Source organism: Bradyrhizobium sp. BLXBL-03 (genome assembly GCF_051853015.1).
GTDB lineage: Bacteria > Pseudomonadota > Alphaproteobacteria > Rhizobiales > Xanthobacteraceae > Bradyrhizobium > Bradyrhizobium manausense.
Genome location: NZ_CP182470.1, coordinates 2,343,179 through 2,356,855 on the forward strand (window position 1 = coordinate 2,343,179; position 13,677 = coordinate 2,356,855).

Genomic DNA, 13,677 nt, shown 5'->3' on the forward strand with positions numbered 1-13,677 from the left:
GTCCGCGTTGCTAAACGTTGCGCGCATGATGGAACGACTTGAATCCTGGAAACTGGCGCTCGAGCGCCTGCGGGCGTCGGACACGGCGGAGTGGGCCGAGGCGGGCCGGCTGGTGGCCGAGATCATCAGGATGAGCACGGATGCCACGCTGCGCCAGGCTGCCGGACAGGCGCTGCCCGTGCTGCGCCAGGCCGCGGACAATGACGATCACGGAGTGACGCTGGCCGCGCGCCGCCGCATCGGCGTGATCCTCGACGTCGTCCATGATCTGACTGCGCCGCGCTTTGGCCGTCGCAACGCGGCGCCAAAGAAACTGTCCAGCGAGGATCGGGCGCGCAAGATGCTTGGCCTGCCGCTCGCGGTGCAGCTCACTTGCGAGGATATCAACCAGGCCTATCGCCGCGCCGCCAAGGGCATGCATCCCGACCAGGGCGGCAGCGCGCAGGCCTTCATCGACCTCGCGGCCGCGCGCGACGTTTTGATTCATCCCGGCGCGCACAAGGACGCCTGAGAGCGCTCAGCTCTTGTTGAGGCAGCTCGGATAGGGCGCAGCTTCGCCCGGCATGATCGGGCAGAGATCAATCGGACTGAGGTCGCGCAGGCGCGCTTGCCAGCTGATGTCGTTGACCGGCGGCTCGTCGCTTTCGGGGCCGCGCTCGGCCCATTGGATGGTGTAATAGTCGCTCGTGCCCTTCAACGTGATCAGCAGCGTGGTTTCGCTGTGCCGCGTCGGGCCGCTGTCGATGCGGCCGCAGCCGATCACCGCGACAAAGCCCTCGAAGCGGCCGAACCTGGTCTCGCCCAAGGGCCGCGCCGCAAAGCTGTCGGGGCAGGCCGATTTGAAGCCGCCGGCGATGGTACCCGCGAACATCTCCGGCGAGCTCCCCGGCGTCAGCGTCATGCCCTTTTCGCCTGTCACCGTGATCATCTGCGTCCAGCGCTCGGGCGTCTCACCCTTCAGCACGGCTTCGCGGATGTAGTGGCCGCCCCTGGTGTTCTCGAACACCGCCGCGAAACGCGACGGCATCGCGAAGGCGACGAGCTGGCCGAAGATCGGCGAGATGACGCGGAAGGATAGCGGGGCTTGCGCCTGCACTGCAGCGGCAAGCAGGAGCGAAGCGGCGAGGGCCGCCAGCGTCGTGGTCCGTGCGCGCATCGAGCTGCTCCTGTTCGGGAGGCAAAAAACCACCGGGCAAGGATGCTAGCGTCGCATCCTTGCCCGGCCCTGTCGTCCGCCGATCGAGGACTTACCAGCGGCAGTGACCGGCCTTGAGCGCGCTGTCCTTGATCGCGAGTGCGTCGACGAAGGTCGGAACGGTCGTGCTGGCGCGATGATAGCCGGCGGGCCACGGCGTTGTCGGAATGCTCTCGTCCCAGATCTGGCAGAAGCCGCTGTCCTGCCAGCGGATCAAATGATAGCCGGCTTCGGCGGGGCTCGCAGCGACGAAAGCGGCGGCGGCGAGACCGGCGGCAGCGCAGAGCATGGAAATACGGCGATGCATGGATCAGCTCCTCAATTGAAAGATGTGATGCGCCTCCCGACAATGACGGGGAGGAGTGCGGGGCGCTTCCTCAGCCTGCGCCCCGGACAAGAGGTGAGTAGTGCCGTGTGCTGATCAGGTTCAAAGCCCCCAAAAGGAAAGGGCGGGCTGCTTGCGCAACCCGCCCTCGATATCGGGACCCGCCTGATGGCTCAGAGCGTGCAGCGGCGCTCGCCACGCATCTTGATCTGGAGGTCGGAAGCCTGGGCGAAGGTCGGCAACGGCTTGCTGACGACCTTGTAGGTCGAGACGCCCCACTGCAGCGGCTTGTAGTGCAGGTCCTCGTTCCAGACCTGGCAGATGCCCGTGTTGTCCCAGCGGATCACGTAATAGCCGACCTTCGCGGAGGCGGGCGCGGCAAAGACGGAGCTGGCGATGCCGGCAACGGCACAAAGGGCGAAAACGCGACGCATGGAAAATCTCCTCAGTCTGGACGGGTGAACCGAAAATTCGTGCGGTAAAAACAGCTGTTTTGCAAGCCGGAGAGCCGGCTTTCACGGACATGTCAGACCGGCGCGACCACTTGGTTTGGCTGCGTGCCCTGCAGGACACACACGCTCACTTCGCCAGCGACGCCACCGCCTCGATCTCGATCAGCATTCTGGGATCGGGCAGCGCCTGCACCACGCAGGTGGTGCGTGCAGGGAATGGCGGCGGGCCGAACGCGCCGGCATAGAGCGCATTCATCGCGGCAACATCAGTGGGGCGGGTCAGGAGCACGTTGACCTTGACGAGGTCGCGCGTCGTGGCACCGGCCTCGTCCAGCACGCGCTTGATGTTGACGACGACGTTGGCGAACTGCGCCTCGAAGCCGTCAGGCAGCGCGCCATGGGCATCGAAGCCGGGAATGCCTGACACGAACAAGAGGTCGCCGACACGGGTCGCGAAGGAGAGCGGCGGCGCCTTGACGTGCGGCGGGGGCGCGAAATGCTGGATCGGCATGGGGGCCTCGGAGGGTGCGGGTAAGTTGAGCGAAGCGTAGCGGGAAGCGCGGCCGGCTCCAACGCAAAACGCGAAAACAACCCCATGCACAGTAGAAATGATCGGCCAAAACGCAAATTCGGGAAGGGAGAAATGCGCGTTGACCCGTCGGGCAAAACAGTGGCAGGATGGCATGATGGGGATGGGTGCGGGGGCGGGCGGCTCGCATCTCCTCTCCCCGCGTGCCCCCGCCGACTGTGAGAGCCCGGGATCCATCCACCCGTCATTGCGAGCGAAGCGAAGCAAGCCAGACTGTTTCTGCGGAAAGATTCTGGCTTGCTTCGCTGCGCTCGCAATGACGGAGAATGAGGGATTACCGCGAGCCCAGCTGCCACCGCACTCGCAGAAACTCGCCCCATCATGTTGCCGCCGCGATCGATCGGATAGATTGCTGCGTCTGATTCGCTTTTCCTCCCGAGAAAATAGCCCCCGGAGACGCCTCATGAAGATTGCTTCCACCTTGCGTGCCGTGCTCATCGCCATGGCCGCTTTTGCCGGCCTTTCGACCGCGGCGCAGGCCGACGGCGGCACCGTGGTGCTGACGATCTACAAGGCGGGCTGGTTCATCGGCGGCTCCGGCGGTTCGGGCGTTTTGAACTTCCACGGCCGCTCCTATGGGCTCTCGACCGGCGGGCTCGATTACGGCCTCGTCTTCGGCGGTTCCAAGACCGTGCTGCGCGGCCGCGTCTCCAATATCGTCAGGCCCTCCGACGTTGCCGGCGTCTACGGCGCTGCCGGGGCAGGCCTTGCCGTCGGCCGCGGCGCCCGCGCCATCGTGCTCACCAACCAGAAGGGCGCGGTGCTGGAGCTGTCGGGCACCCAGACCGGCCTGATGGCGAATGCCGATCTCTCCGGCCTTGCGATCACGATGCAGTAGGGCACGGTGCCGTAGGTTGGTTAGCGTCGCGACGGCGCGAAGCGCGGTCGCGATGCGTAACCCACCTCTTTGGTTTCCGCGGTGACAGAAATGGTGGGTTACGCCCCGCGGCCTACGCTTCGCGCATCCGCAGGACTAACCCACCCTACGAGATCCCGGACCGGCTACCCGCTCACCATCGCATGCACCCGCTCGCAATGCGCGACGAGATTGCCATGCGCATCGACGAAGGCCTTCAGCGGCGTCGGGATCGGAAAGTAATAGATATTCGCGATGAAGCCGTAGATGCCGGCATCGCAGCTGGTGGGGCGCTCGCCATCGACGAAGCTATTTGCGGGCACGATCTCGGCCAGCACCTGCAAATCGGCCAGCCCCCGCGCGTAGGCCTGCTCCGGCGTGTAGCGGCCGATGCCCTGGTAGTGGTAGCGCTGCGCGTTGTAGGCTTTCGCCTTCTCGAAGCCGGCAGCATCGATCTGCTGATGTTGCGCGATGAAGCCGTCGCGAAACGCGGGATAATAGCGCTCGTCCTTCCAGCGCGAATAGGACATCACCCAGTAGAGATCATCGAGCATGCGCGTGACGAAATGATGCGTGCGGCGCTGTGCCGGCGACAGTCCGGCATCGATGGTCAGATGATATTTTGCGATCGCATGCGCGATGATGGTCTCGCTGTCGCCGATGGTGTCGCCGTCGTCGACAATATAAGGCAGCTGCCCGCGCGGTGCGGCCGAGGCATCGAAGATATGCTCATGCACGAACGGAACGCCTGACAGCTTCAGGAACGCGTAGACCTTGAGCCCATAGCCGTTGTTGTCGGCGACGCCGAACAGCTTCGGATAGGAATAGAGCGTCAGCATGATGGCTCCCTTTACTCGCGGGCGGGCGTCGTGGCTCGTTTGTCGGTGGTGGCGGCCTCTGCGCGCATGCCGGAGCGGATCATCAGGAACGATCCTGACGTGCCCGGAAGCCGCCAGCGCCCGTCGATCTCGGTCGCCTCTCCGTTCATGATGCCGTCATAGTTGACGATGTCGAAGCCGTAGCCGGGCGGCTCGTAGCGCTTGACGAAGGACACCACGCTGCCGGCGCGATGGCCCGTGATCGAGGCGCTGTGGGTTCGCACCGGGCAGCGCGGATTGGAGCAGGGTTCGGTGACGCAGCCTGAGAGCGCGCCGCCGGCCTCGACCAGCGTCGCCGTGAACGTGACCATTCCCGTGCCGGGTTGGATGTAAGTGCCGTCCCAGACACCGGAGAGATCGTCGCTCATGCGGCGGCATCCTCGACATGTGCGCCGGTTGAGGCCCGGCTGTTCCAACGCGGTTTCCACTCAAAGTCGTATCGCTGCTGTCAGGCCCTGGCAAGTGTCCGCACACGACGTCGATCGGAGGATTCCCCGGCATCATCCGTTTGGCGGAGGCCGCTCTCCGGATCAAAAAATGCTATTCCGCCTGTCGGATTATCGCCCCCGCCTTCGTCCTTCGTGCGACGGCGTGCCTGTGCGCGCCTGGTCCAAGGCAAAGGATATCCTGACATGACCTCCATCACGCCGTTTCTCTGGTTCGACAACAATGTTCCTGATGCCGTCGCCTTTTACAAATCCGTATTCCCCAACGCCAAAGTCGAGACCGTCAGCGACTTCATGGCGGTGTTCGAGCTCGAAGGGCAGCGCTTCCACGCGCTCAATGGCGGGCCGCAATACCGGTTCAACGAGGCGGTGTCGTTCTTCGTCAGCGTCGAGACGCAGGAGGAGGTGGATTACTTTTGGCAAGCGCTCACCGCCGACGGCGGCGAGGAATCCCGCTGCGGCTGGCTCAAGGACAAGTTCGGCCTGTCCTGGCAGGTGATCCCATCCGCGCTCGGCCGCTATCTCAGCGATCCTGATCGCACCAAGGCGAACCGCGTCATGCAGGCGATGATGGGGATGCGGAAGCTCGTGATTGCGGAGTTGGACAAGGCGTATGCGGGGTGAGGGCGTAACCCACCGCTTCCGTCACCGCAGCAGCAGACTTGGTAGGTTACGCCTGGCGGCTTGCGCTTCGCGCAATCCGCCAGGCTAACCCGCCCTACGAGGACAGTGTTCCACATCGCCAATTTGCCTCGTATCGCTATACTGTCGACCTCAGCGAATGGTGATCTCATGGCAAGAGCGTTGGAAGGCAAGGTTGCGGCCGTGACCGGGGCGGCGTCGGGCATCGGGTTGGCGAGCTCTGAAGCGATGCTGGCCGCGGGCGCGCGCGTGGTGATGGTCGATCGTGACGAGGCTGCGCTCAACACGCTTCGCGACAAGCATGGCGATGCCGTGATCCTGCTGGTCGTGGACCTGCTCGACCCCAAAGACTGCGCGACGTTGCTGCCGCGCGTGCTGGAGAAGGCGGGGCAGCTTGACATCTTCCACGCCAACGCAGGCAGCTATGTCGGCGGCGACCTCGTCGATGCGGACACCATTGCGATCGACCGGATGCTGAACCTGAACGTCAACGTCGTGATGAAGAACGTGCACGACGTGCTGCCGCACATGATCGCGCGCCGCAGCGGCGACATCATCGTCACCAGCTCGCTGGCGGCGCATTTCCCGACGCCATGGGAGCCGGTCTATGCCTCGTCGAAATGGGCGATCAACTGCTTCGTCCAGACCGTGCGGCGCCAGGTCTTCAAGCACGGCATTCGCGTCGGCTCGATCTCGCCCGGCCCCGTCGTCACCGCGCTGCTCGCGGACTGGCCGGCCGAGAAGCTGCAGGAGGCGAGGGATTCCGGCAGCCTGCTGGAGCCCAGCGAAGTCGCCGAAGTCGTGATGTTCATGCTGACCCGCCCGCGCGGCATGACCATCCGCGACGTCGTGATGATGCCGACCAATTTCGACCTGTAGCCATGCTCTCGTAGGGTGGGCAAGGCGCGCGTCTTCGCGCGACGTGCCCACGTTCTGTCGGAAGGTGGTGGGCACGGCGCAAGGGCGCCTTTGCCCACCCTACGAGAGTTGTGTCCTTGGAGAGCGTTGCGGATTGCCCGATGTGCCGTAGGATGGACCCAAACATCGCTCCGGGGAGATCGCGATGGCCATCAATACTGACAAGATCGACAACGCGACGTTCGAGGAGTGATGCTTCGATGAACCGCGACCAACTGGCTGCTGCCTATGCGGCGCCTGGCCGCTACTATCACAATCTTGCGCATATCGAGGATTGCCTGGCCGCGCTCGCGCGGGTCGAGGGTCTTTCGGCAGCCGAGCGCGAGACGCTGACGGAGGCGATCTGGTGGCACGATGTCGTTTACGATCCGACCCGGTCCGACAATGAGGAGCGCAGCGCAGAGCTCGCCGAGCAGCACGTTCGCGCCGAGCTTCGTCAGGAGGTCGGCCGCCTGATTCGCCTGACGAAAACGCACGATGTTGCTGCCGGCGATCGCTTGGGGGCCTTCCTGATTTCGATCGACCTCAGCATTCTCGGCGCTGATCCCGTGCGCTACAATGCCTATGCCGCAGCGATCCGCCGCGAGTTCGGCCATGTCAGCGAGCACGACTATCGCATCGGCCGCGCCCGTGTGCTGCGCCGTTTCGCGGCCCGCGAGGTGATCTTTCCCGACCCGGATTTCGCCGGGGTGTATGACCGGCAAGCCCGGGCCAATCTGGCGCGGGAGCTGGCAGCGCTGGGCGGCGGCGGCGGTGCGTAGGGTGGGTTAGCCGCTCACAAGCGTGGTCCATCGACACGGAACGGCGCAAGGCGTAACCCACCACTTGTGCATTCGCGGAGGCAGAAGCGGTGGGTTACGCCGCGCGGCCGCGCTTCGCGCCGCCGCACAGCTAACCCACCCTACGCAGCAATCCACGCCGCCAGTGCCCGCCACGGCTCGATCGTCCAATGCCCGGACGCAGCACCGGACGGAGACGGCAGCACAAAAATCTCCGGCCAGCTCGCATCGCGCACCTGCTGCCCCAGCGCAATCGCAGCTGACGGCCTGCCGTAAAACAGGCTCGCCGCCTTCTTGCTCGTGAACGCAATCGTGCGCGGCCGATACTTTTCCATCTTCGCCCTGAAGCCCGGCAGATCGATCGTCTCCGCCGCGATCTGGTGATCCATCCCCGCGCCTGACTTGGAGAGATCCGTGAAGCCGATGCCGAGCTCGATCAGGCTCGCGAACTCGCTTGGCTGATCGCGCCGCGGCGTGATCCCGGCCTCATGGATCGCGCGCCAGAACCGGTTGCCGGGATGGGCGTAGTAATGCCCAAGCTCCGCCGAGCGCGTCGAGGCGGCGGTGCCGACGAAGACAAGGCGAAGGTTTTCGCGGAGCTGGTCGGGGAGGCGGTGGGTTTCAATCAAGTCAATCGTCCGTCGCGTCGTAGCCCGCATGAAGCGAAGCGCAATGCGGGAGCTGGATCGGCGGATAAGGTGGTCCCGGATTGCGCTTCGCTCCATCCGGGCTACGGATTCCGATCCTGCGCGCCGCCGGCCGCGGCAGCGCCTTCGCCGATCCCCAGGTGACGCCGATCCCGAATTCGCAGAAGCGGTGGGTTACGCCTCCCGGATTGCGCTTCGCGCATCCGCAAGGCTAACCCACCCTACGAGCTGAATGCTGCTTGATAGAGCGAAGAGTCCCTCACAGCACCCGATTACTCTCCTTCACCTTCTCCGCATCCAGATACAAGCTCTCGCCCATCTCCTTGAACTTCGCGCTCATCCTGGCCATGCCGTCTTCGGCGGTGCCGGCCATCGACATGCCCACGCTGTTCGGATCGTTCAACGTTGCCGCGTAGTCCCGCACGTCCTGGGTGATCTTCATCGAGCAGAATTTTGGGCCGCACATCGAGCAGAAATGGGCGACCTTGTGGGCTTCCTTCGGCAGGGTCTCGTCGTGGAAGCTCTTTGCCGTGTCCGGATCGAGGCCGAGGTTGAACTGGTCGGTCCAGCGGAATTCGAACCGCGCGCGGGACAGGGCGTCGTCGCGCAGTTGCGCGGCGGGGTGGCCCTTGGCGAGGTCGGCGGCGTGGGCGGCGATCTTGTAGGTGATGACGCCGGTCTTGACGTCGTTACGGTCGGGCAGGCCGAGATGCTCCTTCGGCGTGACATAGCAGAGCATGGCGCAGCCGAACCAGCCGATCATGGCGGCGCCGATCCCTGAGGTGATGTGGTCATAGCCCGGCGCGATGTCGGTTGTCAGCGGCCCAAGCGTGTAGAACGGCGCTTCGCCGCACTCCTTGAGCTGCTTGTCCATGTTGATCTTGATCTTGTGCATCGGCACGTGGCCGGGGCCTTCGATCATGACCTGGCAGCCCTTGTCCCACGCGATCTTCGTGAGCTCGCCGAGCGTTTCGAGCTCGGCGAATTGCGCGCGGTCGTTGGCGTCGGCGATCGATCCCGGTCGCAGGCCGTCGCCGAGCGAGAACGAGACGTCGTATTTGCGCATGAGGTCGCAGATCTCGTCGAAATGGGTATAGAGGAAGCTTTCCTTGTGATGCGCCAGGCACCACTTCGCCATGATCGAGCCGCCGCGGCTGACGATGCCGGTGACGCGGTTCGCGGTGAGGTGGATGTATTGCAGGCGCACGCCGGCGTGGATGGTGAAATAGTCGACGCCCTGCTCGCACTGCTCGATCAGCGTGTCCTTGTAGAGCTCCCAGGTCAGCTTCACCGGATCGCCGTTGCACTTCTCCAGCGCCTGATAAATGGGAACGGTGCCGATCGGCACCGGCGCGTTGCGCAGGATCCATTCGCGCGTGGTGTGGATGTTGCGCCCCGTGGAGAGGTCCATCACGGTGTCGGCGCCCCAGCGGATCGCCCACACCATCTTCTCGACCTCTTCCTCGACCGACGACGTCACCGCCGAGTTGCCGATATTGGCGTTGATCTTGGTCAGGAAGTTGCGGCCGATGATCATCGGCTCGAGCTCGGAGTGGTTGATGTTGGAGGGAATGATGGCGCGGCCGCGCGCGATCTCGCTGCGGACGAACTCCGGGGTAATGAAGGCGGGGACGGCGGCGCCAAAGCTTTCGCCGTCGGCAAGGGCGGCTTCGGCGCGCTCGAGCTGCTGCTTGCGCCCGAGATTTTCGCGCGCCGCGACGTAGATCATCTCCTTGGTGATGATGCCGGCGCGGGCGAATTCGAGCTGGGTGATCTTGTGGCCGTCGAGGCCGCGCAAGGGCTTGTGATAGGCCGAGAAGGCGCGCGCGGCCTTGTCGGTGGAGACGCTGCCATTGTCCTCGGGCTTGATCTGCCTGCCCTCATATTCCTCGACGCCGCCGCGCTCCAGCACCCATTGCTTGCGGTTGCGGGGCAGACCGGCGTTGACGTCGATGGTCACGGACGGATCGGTGTAGGGGCCCGAGGTGTCGTACACCGGCAGGTTCGGCTCGCCGGCGCCTTCGGACAGGATGATCTCGCGCAAGGGCACGCGCAGATCGGGCGCGGCGTCCGGGGAAGCGAAGATCTTTCGCGAGGAGGGCAACGGGCCGGTGGTGACGGCGGGGACGGTTTTTTCGGGGTTGGAGCGAATGTTCATGGGGTCCTCCGGTTAATTCTGTTGTGCGTGCGCCAAAGCGACGGCGGTGAGATCTTGCTCCGTCATTGCGAGGAGCTCTTGCGACGAAGCAATCCAGAGTCCCTCCGCGGAACGATCCTGGATTGCTTCGCTGCGCTCGCAATGACGAGCGGAGAGAGTTTCGGTCATGCCGCCTCCTTTTGGCCCAGCCACTGACGCACGCGCGCATCCGGGTCGGCGTTCTGGGTGACGTCGCTGACGACGGCAATGGAATCCGCACCCGCCGCAAAAATCTCCGCGGCGTGCTCGAACTTGATGCCGCCGATCGCGACCAGCGGGATGGTGCCGATGCGCTGCCTCCACTCCGTGATCTTGGGAATGCCCTGAGGTTCGAACCGCATCGATTTGAGCGTGGTGAAGAAGATCGGGCCGAGCGCGACGTAGTCAGGCTTGGCCTCGAGCGCGGTCGCGAGCTCGTCGTCGTCATGGGTGGAGATACCGAGCGAGAGGCCCGCTTCGCGGATCGCCTTGAGGTCGGCCTCCGCCAGATCCTCCTGGCCGAGATGCAGATATTTGGCGCCGGCGACGATCGCCGCGCGCCAATAATCGTTCACGACCAGCTTGGCTTGCGTGCCTTTCGTGATCGCGAGCGCATCGGTGACGATCTGCAAGGCCTGCGCGTCGTCGAGATTCTTCACGCGCAGCTGGATGGTGCCGACGCCGAGCCTGGTCAGGCGTTCGACCCACGCCAGGCTGTCGACCACAGGATAAAAGCGATCAGGATACGCGTCGCGATCAGGATACGGCATGCCAGAACGGGGTCCCAACGACAGGGGTGGAAGGAGAGGCGAAGTCGCGGGCGTTCATCAGCCCGGCCTCATAAGCGGTGCGGCCGGCCTCGATGCCGAGGCGGAAAGCCTTGGCCATGGCGACGGGATCGGCGGCCTTGGCGATCGCGGTGTTGAGCAGCACGGCGTCATAGCCGAGCTCGAGCGCTTCAGCCGCATGGCTCGGCGCGCCGATGCCGGCGTCGACTACCAGCGTGACGTCAGGCAGCCGCTCGCGCAGCAGCTTGAGCGCGTCGCGGTTGATGATGCCCTTCGCGCTGCCGATGGGGGCGGCCCACGGCATCACCACCTTGCACCCCGCTTCGACCAGGCGATTGGCGACCGAGAGATCCTCGGTGCAATAGGGGAACACCTCAAAGCCGTCCTTGATCAGGATGGTGGCGGCCTCGACGAGGCCAACGACGTCGGGCTGCAGCGTGTCGTTGTCGGCGATGACCTCCAGCTTGATCCAGGAGGTGCCGAACAATTCGCGGGCTAGCTTTGCGGTCGTCACGGCCTCGCGCACGGTGCGGCAGCCGGCGGTGTTCGGCAGCACCGCGACGTCGAGCTCGCGGATCAGCTTCCAGAACGATTCGCCAGTCTTGCCGCCCGCGGATTCGCGCCGCAGCGACACCGTGACGATGTTGGAGCCGGAGGCGCGGATGGCGTCCTGCATGATCGCAGGCGAGGGATAGAGCGCGCTGCCGATGAGCAGGCGGGAGGCGAAGGTCTTGCCGTAGAAGGTCACCATGGCTCTAATTTCCTTGCAGGCAACTTGCACAGACCGTCATCCTGAGGTGCGCGCATTTGCGCGCCTCGAAGGATGACAGCGCCCTTGCGGCCATTCTTCGAGGCGAGCCGAAGACGGCTCGCACCTCCAGCGACGAGCGCTTCGCGCTCGCGCGGGGATGACGGCTGAGTTCGTGGAGGCATTCATTCCATCACCCTCCCTGCCGCGGCGTGATGATCTCGATCTCGTCGCCGGGCTTCAAGCTCGTCTCGGCCCAGCGGCTCTTCGGCACGACGTCGTAATTGAGCGCGATGGCGAAATGCGTGCCCTCATAGTCGAGCTCGGACAGCAGCGCATCGACGCTGGCTGAACTGATCTCGCGCTGTTCGCCGTTGACGATTACAAGCATTGGACGATCACGCGCATTGCATCACCTCGTTGTCGATCTGGCCGCGCTCGACGAAAGCCAGCGTCAGCTCGGCGAGGGCGGGGGCGATCAGGAAGCCGTGGCGGTAGAGCCCGTTGACGCTGATCTTGCCGCCGTGCACGCCGATGCGCGGCAGATTGTCGGGATACGCAGGGCGAAGGCCGGAGCCGAATTCGACGATGCGGGCCTCGCCGAACGCCGGATGCACGGCATAGGCGGCGCCCAAGAGCTCCAGCGCCGAGCGGACGCTGACACCGGTGTCCTCGGCCTCGATCGAGGTCGCGCCCAGCATGAACAGATTGGCCTCCCGCGGGATCACGTAAAGCGGCCAGCGCGGATGGATCAGCCGCACCGGGCGCGACAGCTGCACCTCGCGGGTCTCGATCAGGATCATCTCGCCCTTGACGCCGCGCAAGCCGGGCTGTTCCTCGCGCGCGGCAAGGCCGCGGCAGTCGATCACGAGGCCATCAAGATCGGCGGCCGTGACGTCGCTGCCGAACTTGATGGTGCCGCCGGCGGCCTTGATGCGCTCGTGCAGCTTCGGCAGCACGCGGCGCGGCTCGACATGGCCCTCGGTCGGGAAGAACAGCGCCTCGCGAAAACGGCCTTCCAGCGACGGCTCGAGCGCGGCGAGGCCCGCGGCATCGAGCCGGCGATGGCCCTCGGTCATCCGGGCAAAGCGCTCGAAATCGTTGCGCTCGCGCGGATGGGCGACGACCAGCGAGCCGTTGAAGGGGGTGTCGGGCAGCTCGCGGCGCCAGATATCGAGCGAGCGAAGCCCCAGGCGGCTGATGATGGGCTCGGCGACCTCCGCCTCGCAATAGGGCGCAAGCATGCCGCCGGCCCAATGGCTGGTGGCATCGGTCATGTCAGCGTCACTGCGCTCGTGCAGGGTCACGGCGTGGCCGGCCTGCGCGAACAGCAGCGCCTGCCAGGCTCCGGCGATGCCTGCGCCGATGATGGATACCGGGGAATCCGGTCGCTTGGTCGTCTGCAACATCCCTGTCCCTTCGCCGGCATGACCCGGATCAGGTTCAAAGGGTCACCGCGGTCCTGGGCGTGCTTGCCGAAGTGCAGGCTTGCCCATTTAGCGGTATCTCAGCTCCTCCTCGGAGCACCCCTCGGAACGGCTCTAATGTAGGCCAGTAGGACAGGGTGGTCAACGCATGTTGCAGCCCCGTCATTCCGGGGCGGTCCGCAGGACCGAACTCCGGTGCGCAATTGCGCACCTGAGAATCTCGAGATTCCGGGTCTGGTGCTTCGCACCATCCCGGAATGACGATCAATCGTGTGGAACCTGCGCCCGCGCGTTGCGGAGCTGCTGGGCCAGCTTGCGATGCGGCGCGGGGCCGAACATCGGCTGCGGATTGCCGTTCGGCTCCAGCTGAGGCTCGAAGCTTGCCTCTCGCACCATCTCCTGACGCTGCCGCTTTGCAGCATAGTAATAGCCGCCCGCGAAATAACGCACGGCCCGGTCGTGATCGCCATTGGCAGCGTGATAGGCACCGGCGAGGTATTTGACGGCATAGGTGAGATTGGTGTTGGGGTCGCGCAGGCCGCTCGCATCGCCGGTGTAGCCGAGGCCGCGGGCGGTCGCGAGCTTGATCTGCATCAGCCCGATGGTGCCGCCATGGCCGACCAGGCCCGGCTGATAGCGGCTCTCGCGCACGATGACGCGATGCACCAGCGCCTCCGGCACGCCGTTGGCGCGCGCATGCATCGCGACCATCTCTGCATAGTCGGCCTGGCCTGCGATTGCGGCCTGCGGCAATATCAGCCCGACTGCCGCGAGAACGGCGATGCGCAAAATTTTCATTGAAATGTTCCCC

General features: G+C 64.9%; 19 protein-coding genes and 1 riboswitch. Of the genes, 5 read left to right on the plus strand and 14 right to left on the minus strand.

From position 1 onward, the window contains the following. The first annotated feature begins 25 nt into the window (after nucleotides 1-25). Nucleotides 26-511 (plus strand): J domain-containing protein, encoded by a 486-nt coding sequence (locus tag ACNJX9_RS11125; RefSeq protein ID WP_439408774.1) that lies wholly within the window; start codon nucleotides 26-28, stop codon nucleotides 509-511. Nucleotides 512-517: 6 nt separating this feature from the next. Here the strand turns inward: ACNJX9_RS11125 and ACNJX9_RS11130 are convergent, their stop codons facing one another. From ACNJX9_RS11130 to ACNJX9_RS11145, 4 genes are all read right to left on the minus strand, one after another. Further along, nucleotides 518-1,156, minus strand: a complete 639-nt coding sequence (locus ACNJX9_RS11130) for a hypothetical protein (protein ID WP_439408775.1) — start codon at nucleotides 1,154-1,156, stop codon at nucleotides 518-520. A 91-nt stretch (nucleotides 1,157-1,247) separates the two neighbouring features. Then, nucleotides 1,248-1,502 carry a hypothetical protein gene (locus ACNJX9_RS11135; protein WP_057754216.1) on the minus strand — a complete coding sequence of 85 codons (255 nt, stop codon included), beginning with the start codon at nucleotides 1,500-1,502 and terminating at the stop codon, nucleotides 1,248-1,250. Nucleotides 1,503-1,693: 191 nt separating this feature from the next. Beyond that, nucleotides 1,694-1,954 carry a hypothetical protein gene (locus tag ACNJX9_RS11140; RefSeq protein WP_057754219.1) on the minus strand — a complete coding sequence of 87 codons (261 nt, stop codon included), beginning with the start codon at nucleotides 1,952-1,954 and terminating at the stop codon, nucleotides 1,694-1,696. Nucleotides 1,955-2,099: 145 nt separating this feature from the next. After that, nucleotides 2,100-2,483: a RidA family protein gene (locus tag ACNJX9_RS11145; protein ID WP_439408776.1), complete on the minus strand. Its 384-nt coding sequence runs from the start codon at nucleotides 2,481-2,483 to the stop codon at nucleotides 2,100-2,102. Nucleotides 2,484-2,964: 481 nt separating this feature from the next. On the opposite strand from ACNJX9_RS11145, the gene ACNJX9_RS11150 reads away from it, so the two are divergent. Further along, complete coding sequence (locus ACNJX9_RS11150; RefSeq protein WP_439408777.1) at nucleotides 2,965-3,399, plus strand: hypothetical protein; 435 nt, start codon at nucleotides 2,965-2,967, stop codon at nucleotides 3,397-3,399. Between the two features lie 164 nt (nucleotides 3,400-3,563). Here ACNJX9_RS11150 and ACNJX9_RS11155 read toward each other — a convergent pair whose 3' ends face one another. Together ACNJX9_RS11155 and ACNJX9_RS11160 are read right to left on the minus strand one after the other, a co-directional pair. Then, complete coding sequence (locus tag ACNJX9_RS11155; protein ID WP_439408779.1) at nucleotides 3,564-4,256, minus strand: glutathione S-transferase family protein; 693 nt, start codon at nucleotides 4,254-4,256, stop codon at nucleotides 3,564-3,566. 11 nt (nucleotides 4,257-4,267) lie between these two features. Then, the gene (locus ACNJX9_RS11160; RefSeq protein ID WP_057754233.1) at nucleotides 4,268-4,663 is read right to left on the minus strand and encodes a hypothetical protein; all 396 of its coding nucleotides are present in this window, start codon (nucleotides 4,661-4,663) and stop codon (nucleotides 4,268-4,270) included. Between the two features lie 264 nt (nucleotides 4,664-4,927). Here ACNJX9_RS11160 and ACNJX9_RS11165 point away from each other — a divergent pair, with 264 nt between their 5' ends. From ACNJX9_RS11165 to ACNJX9_RS11175, 3 genes are all read left to right on the plus strand, one after another. Beyond that, the gene (locus ACNJX9_RS11165) at nucleotides 4,928-5,365 is read left to right on the plus strand and encodes a VOC family protein (RefSeq protein ID WP_057754237.1); all 438 of its coding nucleotides are present in this window, start codon (nucleotides 4,928-4,930) and stop codon (nucleotides 5,363-5,365) included. A 168-nt stretch (nucleotides 5,366-5,533) separates the two neighbouring features. Further along, nucleotides 5,534-6,262: an SDR family oxidoreductase gene (locus ACNJX9_RS11170; RefSeq protein WP_439408780.1), complete on the plus strand. Its 729-nt coding sequence runs from the start codon at nucleotides 5,534-5,536 to the stop codon at nucleotides 6,260-6,262. Between the two features lie 239 nt (nucleotides 6,263-6,501). Further along, nucleotides 6,502-7,062 (plus strand): HD domain-containing protein, encoded by a 561-nt coding sequence (locus ACNJX9_RS11175; RefSeq protein ID WP_439408782.1) that lies wholly within the window; start codon nucleotides 6,502-6,504, stop codon nucleotides 7,060-7,062. Nucleotides 7,063-7,202: 140 nt separating this feature from the next. On the opposite strand, the gene ACNJX9_RS11180 is transcribed toward ACNJX9_RS11175, so the two are convergent. From ACNJX9_RS11180 to ACNJX9_RS11215, 8 genes are all read right to left on the minus strand, one after another. Next, entirely contained in the window at nucleotides 7,203-7,739 is a 537-nt protein-coding gene (locus ACNJX9_RS11180; RefSeq protein ID WP_439408783.1) for a mismatch-specific DNA-glycosylase, read from the minus strand. Between the two features lie 247 nt (nucleotides 7,740-7,986). Next, nucleotides 7,987-9,885 (minus strand): phosphomethylpyrimidine synthase ThiC, encoded by a 1,899-nt coding sequence (thiC, locus tag ACNJX9_RS11185; RefSeq protein ID WP_439408785.1) that lies wholly within the window; start codon nucleotides 9,883-9,885, stop codon nucleotides 7,987-7,989. A gap of 12 nt (nucleotides 9,886-9,897) precedes the next feature. Further along, nucleotides 9,898-10,053, minus strand: coding sequence for a hypothetical protein (locus tag ACNJX9_RS11190; RefSeq protein WP_439408786.1), 156 nt, complete (start codon nucleotides 10,051-10,053; stop codon nucleotides 9,898-9,900). Next, nucleotides 10,050-10,673, minus strand: a complete 624-nt coding sequence (locus ACNJX9_RS11195; RefSeq protein WP_439408788.1) for a thiamine phosphate synthase — start codon at nucleotides 10,671-10,673, stop codon at nucleotides 10,050-10,052. The genes ACNJX9_RS11190 and ACNJX9_RS11195 overlap by 4 nt, the downstream gene beginning before the upstream one ends. Continuing rightward, nucleotides 10,660-11,442 (minus strand): thiazole synthase, encoded by a 783-nt coding sequence (locus tag ACNJX9_RS11200; protein ID WP_057754257.1) that lies wholly within the window; start codon nucleotides 11,440-11,442, stop codon nucleotides 10,660-10,662. Before ACNJX9_RS11200 ends, ACNJX9_RS11195 begins: the two co-directional genes overlap by 14 nt. Nucleotides 11,443-11,632: 190 nt before the next feature. Beyond that, on the minus strand, nucleotides 11,633-11,830 hold the full coding sequence (gene thiS, locus ACNJX9_RS11205; protein WP_057754260.1) for a sulfur carrier protein ThiS: 198 nt from the start codon (nucleotides 11,828-11,830) through the stop codon (nucleotides 11,633-11,635). Nucleotides 11,831-11,837: 7 nt separating this feature from the next. Beyond that, the gene (locus ACNJX9_RS11210; protein WP_439408789.1) at nucleotides 11,838-12,848 is read right to left on the minus strand and encodes an FAD-dependent oxidoreductase; all 1,011 of its coding nucleotides are present in this window, start codon (nucleotides 12,846-12,848) and stop codon (nucleotides 11,838-11,840) included. Continuing rightward, nucleotides 12,836-12,980: riboswitch (TPP riboswitch) on the minus strand. (Overlaps the previous gene by 13 nt.) 150 nt (nucleotides 12,981-13,130) lie before the next feature. Further along, on the minus strand, nucleotides 13,131-13,664 hold the full coding sequence (locus ACNJX9_RS11215; RefSeq protein WP_439408790.1) for a transglycosylase SLT domain-containing protein: 534 nt from the start codon (nucleotides 13,662-13,664) through the stop codon (nucleotides 13,131-13,133). Between the last annotated feature and the right edge of the window lie 13 nt (nucleotides 13,665-13,677).

Coding starts and splice junctions, on each gene's coding strand:
- ACNJX9_RS11125 (WP_439408774.1), top strand. CDS start 26: ATGATGGAACGACTTGAATCCTGGAAACTGGCGCTCGAGCGCCTGCGG.
- ACNJX9_RS11130 (WP_439408775.1), bottom strand. CDS start 1,156: ATGCGCGCACGGACCACGACGCTGGCGGCCCTCGCCGCTTCGCTCCTG.
- ACNJX9_RS11135 (WP_057754216.1), bottom strand. CDS start 1,502: ATGCATCGCCGTATTTCCATGCTCTGCGCTGCCGCCGGTCTCGCCGCC.
- ACNJX9_RS11140 (WP_057754219.1), bottom strand. CDS start 1,954: ATGCGTCGCGTTTTCGCCCTTTGTGCCGTTGCCGGCATCGCCAGCTCC.
- ACNJX9_RS11145 (WP_439408776.1), bottom strand. CDS start 2,483: ATGCCGATCCAGCATTTCGCGCCCCCGCCGCACGTCAAGGCGCCGCCG.
- ACNJX9_RS11150 (WP_439408777.1), top strand. CDS start 2,965: ATGAAGATTGCTTCCACCTTGCGTGCCGTGCTCATCGCCATGGCCGCT.
- ACNJX9_RS11155 (WP_439408779.1), bottom strand. CDS start 4,256: ATGCTGACGCTCTATTCCTATCCGAAGCTGTTCGGCGTCGCCGACAAC.
- ACNJX9_RS11160 (WP_057754233.1), bottom strand. CDS start 4,663: ATGAGCGACGATCTCTCCGGTGTCTGGGACGGCACTTACATCCAACCC.
- ACNJX9_RS11165 (WP_057754237.1), top strand. CDS start 4,928: ATGACCTCCATCACGCCGTTTCTCTGGTTCGACAACAATGTTCCTGAT.
- ACNJX9_RS11170 (WP_439408780.1), top strand. CDS start 5,534: ATGGCAAGAGCGTTGGAAGGCAAGGTTGCGGCCGTGACCGGGGCGGCG.
- ACNJX9_RS11175 (WP_439408782.1), top strand. CDS start 6,502: ATGAACCGCGACCAACTGGCTGCTGCCTATGCGGCGCCTGGCCGCTAC.
- ACNJX9_RS11180 (WP_439408783.1), bottom strand. CDS start 7,739: ATGCGGGCTACGACGCGACGGACGATTGACTTGATTGAAACCCACCGC.
- thiC (WP_439408785.1), bottom strand. CDS start 9,885: ATGAACATTCGCTCCAACCCCGAAAAAACCGTCCCCGCCGTCACCACC.
- ACNJX9_RS11190 (WP_439408786.1), bottom strand. CDS start 10,053: ATGACCGAAACTCTCTCCGCTCGTCATTGCGAGCGCAGCGAAGCAATC.
- ACNJX9_RS11195 (WP_439408788.1), bottom strand. CDS start 10,673: ATGCCGTATCCTGATCGCGACGCGTATCCTGATCGCTTTTATCCTGTG.
- ACNJX9_RS11200 (WP_057754257.1), bottom strand. CDS start 11,442: ATGGTGACCTTCTACGGCAAGACCTTCGCCTCCCGCCTGCTCATCGGC.
- thiS (WP_057754260.1), bottom strand. CDS start 11,830: ATGCTTGTAATCGTCAACGGCGAACAGCGCGAGATCAGTTCAGCCAGC.
- ACNJX9_RS11210 (WP_439408789.1), bottom strand. CDS start 12,848: ATGTTGCAGACGACCAAGCGACCGGATTCCCCGGTATCCATCATCGGC.
- ACNJX9_RS11215 (WP_439408790.1), bottom strand. CDS start 13,664: ATGAAAATTTTGCGCATCGCCGTTCTCGCGGCAGTCGGGCTGATATTG.